At 60.6% G+C, this 13,083-nt stretch carries 11 protein-coding genes; 4 read left to right on the forward strand and 7 right to left on the reverse strand.

The features are described from left to right. Positions 1-85 precede the first annotated feature (85 nt). The 3 genes from AC1DWZ_RS12785 to AC1DWZ_RS12795 all read left to right on the forward strand — a co-directional run bounded on the left by AC1DWZ_RS12785 (position 86) and on the right by AC1DWZ_RS12795 (position 3,973). On the forward strand, positions 86-658 hold the full coding sequence (locus tag AC1DWZ_RS12785) for a tetratricopeptide repeat protein (RefSeq protein WP_477169274.1): 573 nt from the start codon (positions 86-88) through the stop codon (positions 656-658). Continuing rightward, complete coding sequence (locus AC1DWZ_RS12790; protein WP_477169275.1) at positions 642-1,439, forward strand: hypothetical protein; 798 nt, start codon at positions 642-644, stop codon at positions 1,437-1,439. The genes AC1DWZ_RS12785 and AC1DWZ_RS12790 overlap by 17 nt, the downstream gene beginning before the upstream one ends. A gap of 122 nt (positions 1,440-1,561) precedes the next feature. Further along, entirely contained in the window at positions 1,562-3,973 is a 2,412-nt protein-coding gene (locus tag AC1DWZ_RS12795; RefSeq protein ID WP_477169276.1) for a DUF1989 domain-containing protein, read from the forward strand. Between the two features lie 198 nt (positions 3,974-4,171). On the opposite strand, the gene AC1DWZ_RS12800 is transcribed toward AC1DWZ_RS12795, so the two are convergent. The 4 genes from AC1DWZ_RS12800 to AC1DWZ_RS12815 form a co-directional block, all read right to left on the reverse strand. Continuing rightward, positions 4,172-4,885: a methyl-accepting chemotaxis protein gene (locus tag AC1DWZ_RS12800; RefSeq protein WP_477169277.1), complete on the reverse strand. Its 714-nt coding sequence runs from the start codon at positions 4,883-4,885 to the stop codon at positions 4,172-4,174. 143 nt (positions 4,886-5,028) lie between these two features. Then, positions 5,029-6,372, reverse strand: coding sequence for an NAD(P)-binding domain-containing protein (locus AC1DWZ_RS12805; protein WP_477169278.1), 1,344 nt, complete (start codon positions 6,370-6,372; stop codon positions 5,029-5,031). Between the two features lie 131 nt (positions 6,373-6,503). Then, on the reverse strand, positions 6,504-7,361 hold the full coding sequence (locus AC1DWZ_RS12810; protein WP_477169279.1) for a phytanoyl-CoA dioxygenase family protein: 858 nt from the start codon (positions 7,359-7,361) through the stop codon (positions 6,504-6,506). Between the two features lie 59 nt (positions 7,362-7,420). Next, the gene (locus AC1DWZ_RS12815; protein ID WP_477169280.1) at positions 7,421-9,109 is read right to left on the reverse strand and encodes an APC family permease; all 1,689 of its coding nucleotides are present in this window, start codon (positions 9,107-9,109) and stop codon (positions 7,421-7,423) included. Between the two features lie 465 nt (positions 9,110-9,574). Between AC1DWZ_RS12815 and AC1DWZ_RS12820 the strand changes: the two genes are divergently transcribed. Next, on the forward strand, positions 9,575-10,177 hold the full coding sequence (locus AC1DWZ_RS12820; RefSeq protein WP_477169281.1) for a hypothetical protein: 603 nt from the start codon (positions 9,575-9,577) through the stop codon (positions 10,175-10,177). Positions 10,178-10,381: 204 nt separating this feature from the next. On the opposite strand, the gene AC1DWZ_RS12825 is transcribed toward AC1DWZ_RS12820, so the two are convergent. The 3 genes from AC1DWZ_RS12825 to AC1DWZ_RS12835 are packed head-to-tail and all read right to left on the reverse strand — an operon-like array spanning position 10,382 to position 13,083. Continuing rightward, positions 10,382-10,798: a hypothetical protein gene (locus AC1DWZ_RS12825; protein WP_477169282.1), complete on the reverse strand. Its 417-nt coding sequence runs from the start codon at positions 10,796-10,798 to the stop codon at positions 10,382-10,384. A 10-nt stretch (positions 10,799-10,808) separates the two neighbouring features. Then, positions 10,809-12,191, reverse strand: coding sequence for an FMN-binding glutamate synthase family protein (locus AC1DWZ_RS12830; protein ID WP_477169283.1), 1,383 nt, complete (start codon positions 12,189-12,191; stop codon positions 10,809-10,811). 55 nt (positions 12,192-12,246) lie between these two features. Beyond that, positions 12,247-13,083: a GltB/FmdC/FwdC-like GXGXG domain-containing protein gene (locus tag AC1DWZ_RS12835; protein ID WP_477169284.1), complete on the reverse strand. Its 837-nt coding sequence runs from the start codon at positions 13,081-13,083 to the stop codon at positions 12,247-12,249.

The following is a 13,083-nucleotide window of genomic DNA, read 5'->3' on the forward strand; positions in this document are numbered from 1 at the left end:
CGTCTGATGTGAAGGGCTTACCTTCGAAATCCCAGGTCGCCCGAAGATCGCTTCGGTGCTAGACTATACCGGCATGATCAGGTTGATGAACCGCGTTTTCTGCGCGTCGGCGGTCGCGCCAGCGATCATCTTGACGGCGCTGGCCTTGAGCGCTGCACCCGGTGTGGCCGACCAGCATGACCCGCGCCTGCCGGCCCTGTTCGCAAAACTGCATGATACCGGCAATCCCGATACGGCCCGCCTCACCGAATTCATGATCTGGAAGATCTGGGGCGAGACGGGCGATCCTAAGCTCGACAAGCTGATGCGCGAAGGCGAAGACGCCATGGAGGCCGAGGATTTTGCGACGGCGGAAGCGCGCCTCTCCGCTGTCATTGCGGCCAAGCCCGATTTTGCCGAAGGCTGGAACCGGCGGGCGACGATGTATTATCTGGCCGGCAATTACGCGGCCTCGATCGCCGATATCGAACATGTGCTGGAGTTGGAGCCGCGGCATTTCGGTGCGATCTCGGGGCTCGGTGTCGTCAACATGGCGCAGGAGCATCTCGCCGCCGCGCGCGATGCGTTCGAGCGCGTCCTATCACTTTATCCCACCAATGTGCCGGCCCGGGAAAATTTGAAGATCATCAAGAAAAAACTGGATGCCAGTGACATCTGAGACGGCGACATCTGAGACGGCGATATCTAAGACGGAGATTTCCGCAGAGCAGCTGTCAGGGATATGGCGCGCGCCGGGCCGTCGGATAGCGCTTGGCCTGGTTGTGGCGGCGTTTGCCTGGTTGTTCCTTCTGCCAGCGGGGATCGCCCGCGCCGAGGTTTGCGAGCGCCCGGGGCCGCCGGTTGTCTCTGTCCGCACGCTGACGAAGCCGGCCAGTGTCGATCTGACCCGGGGTGTGGCACAGTTGACAGGCAACCCCAATCTTGTGGCGCCGCGCCACCTGCCGGAATTCAGATACACGCTGGGCAGCACGGAAATTGTGCCGGAGCGCGACAGCCGGGTCGAGTTCGGCTTTCGTCCCATGAGTGTGGGCGGCGTCTGCTGGTGGGTGACGCGGGTCCAGGTCACGGTCACGGTTCACACCAGGGTCTATATCGCCAAGGAGATCCCGAAGGGGTCCTGCATCTGGAACCATGTGACACAGCACGAGACCAAGCATGTGAAGATGGACAAGCTGCAATTTCCAAAGCTGGCCGACCATGTGCGGCCGGGCTTGACCAGGGCCATTGCCACGGCGCGAACGGCTAGGGATCAGGCTGCGATCGAGAAGGAGGGGGGCGATCTGGTGGGTGCGGCGATCACGGCGGCGATCGCGGCCTTTCTGGACAAGCGGAATCAGGCGCAGCTCACGATCGACACGCGCGAGGAGTATTCCAGGGTCAATAATCTCTGCGGCGATGCTGCCATCAGCGCGATCCTGGCACAGGCTGGTGTCAAATAGGCAAATGCCGTGCGCCGGGAAACCGCGCATGCCTGTCGATTGAACGCTTGAGCGGTGAATCGGCAAGAGGCTATCATCAGAGATAATGCTATCTTCAGGTCTTGCCGCAGCCGGGGAAGCGCATGAGCGTCGTCACAAGCGATCGAATTCTGGGCGATCGAATTTTAGCCCGGCCCCGGGTGATTGAACCTGGCTTGCCGCGCTGGGATCCTGCGGTCGAACGGTATCGCCTGGCGGGCCTTGGCGCGCTCATCCTGCGGTTGGAAGCCGGCGATTGGCTGGAGATCATCGACCGCGAAGGCCGTCAGCCCTGCGAGATCGCGGCCTTTACCGGACCTGACGTCCAACAGCATGAGACGCCGCGGCCGGACCTGGCGGCGCTGGGGTTGAAGGGTGATGGGCCTTCGGCCGGCATCACGCATATCCTTGCCGGCACGCCACTTACCCACGGCTATCCCGACGAAATCATCCAGCTGCGCCATCAACTGGTACAATGGCACATGCCCAAGGGCGTCGACGATGCGGCGCGCGTGCTGACGGGTGACACGCGGCCGGGTGACGTCGTGAAGATGCAGGCCACACGGCCCGTGATCGTCGTGCTGCATGCGCCGGGTAAGGAGATGATTCCTGAAGACCAAACGCCGGCGACCGATCTTGCCGTGACCGTTCGGCGGGCGACTGCCTCGCACCTGCTGACGCCACCCTTGCCGGCGCCGCTGGGTGAGATGGTGGCTGAATACCGCGTCGATAAATGCACGGCGCTGTCCTATGAGGTGAAAGAGGGCCAGTTCATCCAGATTGTCGATGTCGCTGGGCGGCAATGTTCGGATTTCGTTGCCTTCGATGCGCGCCAATTGCAGAAGGGGCGGGAGCGCGGCATCGACATGACGACGACGCGCACCATGCTGGGTTCGATCTATCCTGGACCCGGCCTCGCGTCCAAATTCTTCGACATGGACATGCAGGCGCTCACTGAAGTGGTGCGCGATACCTGCGGGCGGCATGACACGTTCGGTTTGGCCTGCACGCCACGCTTCTACGAGGATGCGGGCTATCCCGGCCACCCCAGTTGTTCGGAGAATTTCAATTTCGCGCTGGAGAGATTCGGGCTGGAAACGCGGCGCGGCTGGCAGGCGGTTAATCTCTTCTACAATACCGGCATCAATGCGGCGAATGCGATCTTCCTCGACGATCCCTGGTCGCGGCCCGGCGACTATGTGCTGATGAAGGCACTGAAAGACCTGGTGTGCGGATCATCAGCCTGTCCCGACGATATCGACGCCACCAATGCCTGGAACCCTACTGACATTCATGTTCGCATCTATGATGCGAAGAACAGTTTTTCTCGAGCCATGGCGTATCGCATGACCCCAGAATCTGAACCGATCCTCACGCGCGAGACCGGGTTCCACTCGCGCACCAGTGCGCTCACGCGCAACTTCACGGAATATCGTGGCTTCTGGCTGCCGAACCGCTTCAACAATGCGGGGCCGACGGCGGAATATTGGGCAGCGCGGGAAGCTGCCGTAGTGATGGATCTCTCGCCCTTGCGCAAGTTCGAGGTGCTGGGGGCGGATGCCGAGGATCTGCTGCAGATCGCCTGTACGCGCAACATTCGCAAGCTCAGTGACGGGCAGGTGGTCTATACCGCGATGTGCTATGAGCATGGCGGCATGGTGGATGACGGTACCGTGTTCCGCCTTGGGCCCGATCGCTATCGCTGGATCGGCGGCGATGAATTCGGCGGAAAATGGCTGCGCGATCTCGCGGAAGCACGCGGGCTGAAACAGGTCTGGGTGAAGTCGGCGACCGATCAGCTCCATAATATTGCGGTCCAGGGACCAAAGAGCCGCGACATTCTGAAGGAGATCATCTGGACGCCGCCGGCCCGGCCGCGGGTCGATGAGATCCAATGGTTCAATTTTACGGTGGGCCGGATCGGCGACTATAACGGTGTCGCGGTCGTGGTCTCGCGCACCGGCTATTCCGGTGAGCTGGGATACGAGATCTTCTGCCATCCCAAGGATGCGCCCGCCGTTTGGGATGCGGTATGGGCCGCGGGGCAGCCGCATGGGCTGCTGCCCTTGGGATTGGAGGCGCTCGACATCCTGAGGATCGAAGCTGGGTTGGTCTTCGCCAATTACGAATTCAACGACCAGACCGACCCCTATGAGGCCGGCATCGGCTTCACCGTGGCGTTGAAGGGCAATGAGGAATTCGTCGGCCGCGAGGCGATCATCCGCCGCAAGGAACATGCGCAACGCGTGTTGGTAGGATTGGAGATCGACGCCAAGCAGGCGGTTGGTCACGGCGATTGCGTGCATGTCGGCCGCGCCCAGGTGGGCGTCGTCACATCAGGATGCATCTCACCCAGCCTGGGGAAGAACATCGCGCTCTGCCGTATGGATGTGACCTATGCCGCGATCGGCACCGAGGTCGAGATCGGCAAGATCGACGGCCAACAGAAGCGCCTGCCGGCCCGCGTGGTCAGGTTCCCGTTCTACGATCCGGAGAAGCTGAAGCCGCGGAGTTGAGGCGAGCACGTATTAGGTTGGGGCGGCTTGCAGGCCCCCTCACCCCAACCCCTCTCCCGCGAGGGGAGAGGGGCTTGTGCCCCGCATATCTATCAAGACCTTCTTGCCAAGCTGAATCTTGCCGACAAATCTCATTCCCTCTCCCCTTGCGGGAGAGGGTCAGGGTGAGGGGGTGTTGCGATTAAATTCGGAGCGATCTCAATGCCCCTTGTCCGGCGGCACGGCCAGGACTTCCTGGAGTTCGTTCATCAGTTTGGTGATGCGTTCGGCGGAGGCGCCCGAGGTGGTGGCCAGCGTCTTGATCTCCTGCGCCACCACGGCGAACCCTAAGCCCTGTTCGCCGGCGCGGGCGGCTTCGATGCGGGCGTTCAGGGCCAGCATCTTCAGAGCGCGCAGCACTTCGAGGATGTTGCTGGTGTCCTTGACGATATGTTCCGAGATGCCGGCGATGCGATCGATGAGGCTGCGGTTCTTGTCCTCGAGCTGCTTGCGCTCGGTAATGTCGATGATGAAACCTTCGAGGAATTCAAGCTCGCCCGCGTCGTTGAACACGCCACCGCCGATTTCATGGACCCAAATGGGATCACCCTGGCGCGGCATGATGCGGTAGTCGATGGTCCAGTTCGTGCGTGTCTCCAGCGCCTTGCCGACGGCGGCATCGACGGCTGCCAGGTCGTCGGGATAGGTAATGGTGGCGTAGCCACGCACCTTGTTGCCGATGAAATCACTGGGTGGATAGCCACTCACCGTCAGGATGCCCTCGCTGATATAGAGCATCGTGTAGTTCGGGTCGTTGCGGCAGCGATAGAGGAAGCCATCCATCCGCCCGGTGATGCTGAGCAATGCGGCCAGCCGTTCGTCGACGGCCTTATCCGGACTGAATTCGTCCCCTGACATCGTCTCGTCGATCATGGCATTCCCTGATTCATCCAAAGTCATGGCCGTCGCGCCGCCTTAGGAAAATGGATCGGTGACGGGAAAATTAGCCTGTGCTGGTAAACAAATGGTAATCCCGCAGTGCAAAGAGAGTTAATGCGGTATTAACGCCTGATCTCTCACTTAGCCTTCAGATAGCTTTCCAGGGAATCATCCATGGCCTGCAGCCACGGCGTGTGATGGGTGGGCGACATCGTGCCGGTCATGATCGAGCGGTAGGAATGGTCGCGGAAACCCATGATGTTCTCGGCCTTATGATGTTCCCATTCCATGAAGGTCTTGTTGACCGTCTCGATGTCGAAGCTCGGATAATCGGTGAGGTCGATGAGTTCCTTCACATAATCGCCCTGGTACCAGATCATCTGCTCGGCAGTCTCGAGCGTCTCTTCGCGCGCGCGCCAGGCAGCGCTGTCCTTTTGCATCTCGGTTTTCGAGGGCACGGTCACGCGGCCCAGGATCACGTCGCGGGCGAACCATGCCTGCGCATCGAACATGTTGAAGGTATAGAACTGGTCCTGCATGCCGATGTAATGGAGCTTCGGATTGTTCTCCCAGGTGACGCCCTTGTAGAGGTCGAGCGGCCACAGGCGGTTGGCGGTCTTCAGGCGCAGCTTGTCTTCGATGAACGGGAAATTGTGCAGATAGCCGGTGCACAGGATGATCGCGTCCACCTCCTTGGTGCTGCCATCCTTGAAGAAGGCCGTCTTGTTTTCGACCCGTTGGAGGAGCGGCTTCTCCTCCCAATTGGCCGGCCACTTAAAGCCCATCGGTTTGCTGCGATAGGAACTGGTGATCGATTTGGCGCCGTATTTGTAGCATTGCGAACCCACATCCTCGGCCGAATAGGAGCGGCCGATGATGAGGATGTCCTTGCCCTTGAACTCGACCGCATCGCGGAAATCATGGGAATGCAGGATGCGGCCGTTGAAGGTGCGGAAGCCTGGAAATTCCGGCACGTTGGGCACCGAGAAATGGCCGGAGGCGACGATGACATGGTCGAATTCCTCCGCCGTCACCTTGTCGCTATTGAGGTCGTGAGCCTCGACGGTGAATTTGCCGCTCTTATCGTCATAGGAGATGTGGCGCGCGGGTGTGCGGAAACGTACCCAGCTGCGCACGCCGGCCTTTTCGACGCGGCCCTTGATATAGTCCCACAAGACAGCGCGCGGTGGGTAGGAGGCGATCGGCCGGCCGAAATGCTCCTCGAACGTATAGTCGGCGAACTCGAGGCATTCCTTGGGCCCGTTGGACCAGAGATAGCGGTACATGCTGCCATGGACCGGCTCGCCGAATTCGTCGAGCCCGGTGCGCCAGGTGTAGTTCCAGAGGCCGCCCCAATCCTCCTGCTTTTCGAAGCACACCACCTCCGGTATGTCGGCGCCCTTGGCGGCGGCGGATTGGAAGGCCCGCAGCACGGCGGTTCCGGATGGACCTGCACCGATGACGGCAACACGCTTTTTCATGTGGGCTCCCTGTAACAACTGGATCTGTTTTTTAAGCGGCCATTTCTTATGCGGTAGGGGTGATCTCGACTGGAAGGTTACCCATAGATTTGTGGGCTTTCAATGAGGACGTTACCAAAAGCAGACATCTTTCAACCAATTTGATGCCATTCCGGCTTGTCTAACCAGCCAGTACGGTAGCCGTCGTGGCGCCACAGGATCGGGAAGAAGCTTTCATCCATAGTGAGATCGTCCCGGCGGCGATAGCGGCTGTAGATGTAGCTGATTTCTGTCTCGTGAAAGCGGCAGTCGGACGAGATGCAATGCGAGACGAGGGCGCGGCGCGGGACATCGGCGCGGTTGGGGCCGGAACCATGCCAGACATGTCCGTGATGGATGACGGCATCGCCGGCACCCACCTCAATCGGCACGATATCAATGCTGCCGCCAGCTTCCGCCGCCGCATCGCGCAGGGTGGCGTGGTAATCGTCGGGCGCGTGGAACTGGCCCGCGGGCTTGGAGAGCGGCCACAGATGCGAGCCGCGCGCATATTCGATGGTGCCGCCGGCGGCATAGGTTGCGTCCAACGGCATCCAGCAGGTGATATAGCCGCTGGGCACAACCCAATGGCAATAGCTGTCATCCTGGTGGAAGCCCAGCGACTTGGCGCCGGGCGGCTTCCAGATAACATTGTCCTGTCCCAGCCGCGCACCGGGCCAACGCCCAAGGCGTGCGCAAAGCTCGCCGACTTTCCTGGAGAGGATGGTGCGGGCGAGGGTCCGGTCGGACTTCCAGCCATTGCAGATCTGGCGCGTGCGGTCCGGCGGATCGCGGCCCTCGATCCAGTTCCATTCGTCGGGATAGAGGCCGGTTTCAAACTTGCCCTGGAACAGAGGCTCGACCCGGGCGCGTGCGGCTTCAACTTCAGTGGTGCTCAGCAGGTCGCGGATGATGACGAAGCCATCGCGTCGGAAAGTTTGGATAGTTGTTTGATCCAGCAGGTCAGGCATTTTGGTCTAAAGAAAAGGGGCGGAGCCTGATGGCTCCGCCCCGTCTTTCCCTCCACGGATCAGAGCGTGAAGAACCAGTTCGATAGCAGGACGACGATGACACCTGCGATGAGCGTGATGTAAGGCAGCATGCCTGCCTTCTTTTCGCCCAGGCCGCCGGAGTCTTTCACCCCGAGGTCCGCCAGCATACGGGCCGGGAATTGGCCCTTATCCGTCACATAGTGACGGTACCAGAAGACCGGGATGATCAGAGCCGCTACCACGATGCCGCTCCACAGCGCGGTTGGGTTCCAGACCTTGGCGCCGGCGCCCATGAACATGGCGTTGACGAAGGCAAGGACGGTGCCGATGGCGAGGATGATGGTCGGCGCTTTGAACGGGCGCTTCACATGACCCGCGTCGATGCGGTGGATCCAGCCGGCGTTTAGGTTGAGGAAGTTGAAGATGATGTAGCCGCAATTCGATACCGCCAGGATCCAGTAATAGGCGGTAGCGTCGGTAGCCGCGATCGACAACAGCACGAGATTGACAACAAGATCTGTCCACATCGCGCCCGTGGGCGCACCGTTATGGTTCACATGGCTGAGAAACTTCGGCAACCAGCCATCGACCGAACCCTGATAGAGGGTGCGCGACGAGCCCGCCATCGCTGTGATGATGATCAGGATCAGCGAGGCGATCATCAGGAACACGAAGACGACGTTCATGAAGTGGCCGCCACCGACCATGCGGGCCATGACCTCAGCGACACCGGTGCCCGCGACGACACCACCGTCGAGCATCCCAGTGAGGCCGAGATAGCCCTGGAAGGTGATCGGCACCAGGATGAAGAGCACCAGGCACAGGAGACCGGAATAGAAGATCGCCTTGAAGGTATCGGTCTCCGGGTTCTTGAACTCGCTAGTGTAGCAGATCGCGGTTTCAAACCCGTAGGTCGACCATGCGGCGATGAACATGCCCCCTAAGATCAGCGTCCAGCCGGCAATGTTCCACGAGCCGGGTTCCGGTGCATAAGGCACGGCCAACGGTACGAAGGGCGAGAAGTTCGAGGCGTAGAAATTGCCGTTGAAGAACGGCACCACGCCGACGATCAGCAGGGTGAGAACGATGATCAGGCCAACCACCGTCTGCACCTTGGCGGTGCCCAGAATGCCGCGATGCTGAATCATGAAGGCAATGCCCATCAGGATCGCGCCGATCACGAAGGTCCAGTTGAAGGACAGGACGAAGAAGTGGAGGTCCAGCGTGTAACCAGCACTGTGAAGATGCATCAGTGCCGTCGTAGCCCCGGCCTCATCAAGTGTGATGCCCGCGGCAGCCTGCTCGGCGATTTTTGCTGCAATGGCCTCTGCTCCAGGAACTGGCTCCAAGATGCCAAGGATGTAGCCGGCAGCGATCGCCGACCCAAGCGAGAGCACCGGTGTCCAGGCGAACCAGTTGCACCAGACCGAGAGCGGGGCGATGAACTTGCCGTATTTCAGCCAGGCAGCCGCGCCATAAACCGAAGCGCCGCCCGACTTGTTCGGAAACAGGCCGGCGATTTCGGCATAGGTGAAGGATTGTACGAAGCCCATGACCATCGAGACGGCCCAGATGGCGAAGGCCGGGATACCGACCGTGCCCGCAATGCCGCCGATTGAGAACAGGACGAGGGCGGGAACGCCGCTCGCCACCCAGAAGGCACCGCGCCAATCAATGGAGCGTACCAGTTCGCCCTTCCCAGGGCCCGACATCGTTTCCGCAGACATCTTTAGTTCCCCTCACTATTGAATATCAGTTTGCGATACGGGGTCGTTTCCTTGCTGTCGTGCGCCGTTGGTCGTGCAGCCCCCGTTGCCGCCGACCGCCGTTAGAACAGGTCACCTCGCTGCCGGCTTTGCCGGGCATCGAGATTTTGGTTGGAATTGGTCTGATGGCTGGCTACAGCCAGCGAAGCTGGCCTTGTTACATATGACAAGGCTGCAGACCCGATGGGCGAAGACTCGACCGCCGGGTAGGACGTGATTTTTGGCGTCAAACGCTGCAATCCCAAGCGATTTTCCCCCTCGCCGGTCACGCGTTGCTGCTGAATCAACTCCTATAATCATGCGACAATCTGCCCACCCAATCCAGCACATTCTAAAGAGGCTTGGTCCAGGATTGGTTGAAGCCGGCGCTGCGGCGCGATATCGTACCCGTCGATGCAATGACGGCCGGATAAGGCGGGGCGAAGCATGGGCAAGAGTTCGGACAAGGTGGTCCTGATCGGCGAAGCGGCAGCGGCATTGCGCGAGGATTTCCTGCATTGGCAATGCAGGCTGCGGCAGATGGCGATGCGCGAAGGCGGCGGCCGGCCAAGCGCTGGCATGCGCCCGCTCATTTTCTCGCGCGACGACCAGCAATTGGCTGGTGCCACCGTCGTGCTGCTGCACAAATCGGAGACCGAAGACTCGACCGCCTTCTTCCGTCATCAGGTATTGAAGACCCAGGATCCGGTAGAGCGCTGGGAGAAGGCGACCGAGCATATGGCCGCCGGCTATTTTCAGCGCTACCGCGATTTCGACGACACGCTCACAGCCTTGTTCGGGCCGGCATCACCGCTGGTCGACCAGCTGCTCAATCATGGCAAGATCAATCTGGAGTTTTCCGAACTCAGCCAGCGCTTCCGGCTGTTGTGCAAGGTGACGGAGCTCTCGGAACACGACCTCCTCTATCAGGCGACCTATTGGCACAACCGCATGTTCAACCCGAACATCCCGGCCGGCGTGCGGATCCTGTCATTCGCCCCGGATTGGGGGCGGAGCGAAGGGGCGAGCGGGTTCGAGGAAGAGGAATAGGCAGCCATCACTTGCGCCCCCACCCAACCCTCCCCCTGAAGGGAGAGGGCTTTCTAACCGAGTGCGCAGGATCACCTCGCTCCACCTCCCTCTCCCTTCAGGGGGAGGGTCGGGGTGGGGGCCGCTTCAGTATCGCTCTCACAAAAAAGCCCCGCCACATTGATATGCGGCGGGGCAGGACCTTGAGGTCTTGGCGATGTGCGATCAGAACTTCCGGTAGGCCTTGTTGAGGTCGACCATCGGATGCTTCTTCGACATCTGGAACTTGATCAGCAATTCGCGGGCGATCATGTCGCGGTCTTGCTGATTGTCGGGCAGCTTCAAATCCGTGGGCACCGTGACCCAGCCATTGATGTTGCGGTCGAACACCGCGGCGCGGCCTTCTTCGTAGCCCATATGGACGTCTTCGAGCCAGTTGAGGTCGTCCCAGCCCATCGTTTCCAGATACTTCTTCAGGAACGGGGTGAGGCGGTTGTAGTCAGGCACCAGGTTGACGTCATAGCGATAGCCGATGTGCTGGCCGATTTCCTTCTCGCGACTGGAATCGAGACCATCACCCTTCAGATATTTGTCGACGTCTTCCTTGCCGGTTGCTTTAGCTGCAGGCTTCTTATCTGCCATAGCTGCCTCCTTAGTAACGGGTCATGTCGGGACGGCCGACCGTGTGTTGCGAACCGGCGAGCGGCACTTGGGCCAAGGCCGAGGCTTCCATGGTGAGCGCCGCGAGATCTTCGGGTTCCAGCGAGTGCACATTGGTCTTGCCGCAGGCACGCGCCATCATCTGTGCCTCGATGGTGAGGCAGTGCAGGAAATTGTAGACCCGCTCCGCCGCTTCGTCGGGATCGAGGCGCTTCCTGAGGATCGGATCCTGTGTCGCAACACCAACCGGGCAGCGGCCAGTATGACAATGATAGCAATAGCCCGCCTCGCAGCCGATTTCCTTGGGGAAGTCGGCCTCAGGGATGTCCTTGTTGCAGTTCAAGGCCATGAGCGCCGAGTGACCGATGGCAACTGCATCGGCGCCGAGCGCCAGGGCTTTTGCCACGTCGCCGCCGTTGCGGATGCCGCCGGCATAGACCAGGCTGATCTCGCCGGTCTTGCCCACATCATCAAGCGCCTTGCGCGCCTGGCGGATGGCGGCGATGCCGGGGACGCCGGTTTCTTCGGTCGCGATATGCGGGCCGGCACCGGTGCCGCCTTCCATGCCGTCGATATAGATGCTGTCAGGGCCGGTCTTTGCCGCCATGCGGACGTCATCATAGACGCGGGCAGCACCCAGCTTCAGCTGGATGGGAATTTCCCAATTGGTGGCTTCGCGGATTTCCTGGATCTTGAGAGCCAGATCATCCGGCCCCAGCCAATCCGGGTGACGGGCCGGCGAGCGCTGATCGATGCCGGCGGGCAGAGAGCGCATTTCGGCGACCTGGTCGGTCACCTTCTGGCCCATGAGATGGCCGCCGAGGCCGACCTTGCAACCCTGGCCGATGAAGAATTCGCAGGCGTCGGCCAACTGCAGATGATGCGGGTTGAAGCCGTAGCGCGACTGGATGCACTGATAGAACCATTTCGAGCTGAAGCGGCGCTCGTCAGGAATCATGCCGCCTTCGCCGGAGCAGGTCGCGGTACCGGCCATGGTGGCGCCGCGGGCAAGCGCGATCTTGGCTTCGAAGGAGAGCGCCCCGAAGCTCATGCCGGTGACATAGACCGGAATGTCGAGCACCAGCGGCCGCTTGCATTTCGGCCCGATGATAGTCTTGGTCTCGCACTTCTCGCGGTAGCCCTCGATGACGAAGCGGGTGAGGGTGCCGGGCAGGAAGGTGAGATCGTCCCAGCTCGGGATCTTCTTGAACAATGAGAAGCCGCGCATGCGATAGCGGCCGAGCTCGGATTTGATATGAATGTCGTCGATGACGGTCGGCGGGAACATGAAGCTGTTGCCAAGACGCGACGTGTCGCGTGACAGCGGCTTCTTGGTCTTGGGTTCGGCGGCCGGAGCCTTCTTCTCTTTTGCCATCTGGCTATTCCTTGTCTGATCAGGTGAACCTGAAACGTGGGAGCTGCTTGCTTCGTTACAGGATCAGCTTCTTTTCCGAAGGCTCGAGATTGTCGTAGTTCCAAAGCTGCTTGCCGGCGACGATCTTGGTCATGTTCTTGACCCCGTTCGGTGCCTTCATGCCATAGAGCTTGAGCTTCGCTTCCATCCACTGGCAGTCGAGATCGTTCATCTCGCCAGGAACCGCATCGACGCCGAGGCCCTCGATCTTGCCACCGACATAGATGGTCCCGTCATACATGGAATCGCCAAGGTTCTTGCCGGCATTGCCGAGGACGACCATGCGGCCACGCTGCATCATGAAGCCGCAGAAGGCGCCGCAACGGCCACCAACGATGATCGTCCCGCCTTTCTGGTCGATGCCCATGCGGGCACCGACATCGCCCTTGCACACCAGATCGCCACCGCGGATGGCGGCACCGAAGGTGGAGCCGGCATTCTTCTCGATGACCACGGTACCGGCCAGCATGTTTTCCGCGCACGACCAGCCGACACGACCCTTGATATGGATGTTGGGGCCGTCGACCAGGCCGCAGCCGAAATAGCCGAGGGAGCCTTCGATCTGCAGATTGAGCTTGTTGAGGATGCCCACCGCGATCGCATGCTTGGCGCCGGGATTGCGCATGACAATGGTACCGTGGCCCTGGCGCATCAGATCGCGGATCTTGAGATTGATGTCCGAGGTGGACATTTTCTCGGCATCGAACTCCGCGCGCTTGTTGAAATCGACGTCATAGGCGCCGGGATAGGTGAAGTTCTCTTCTTCCGAAGGCGAGAAGAAGCGTTGCTGGGTGCGGCCCGAGAGTTTCTCGGTGTGCATGCCCATCTCATGTGACTGGGTGCGAAGCGCCAT

This window comes from Dongia sp. P2_B8 (genome assembly GCF_056404715.1).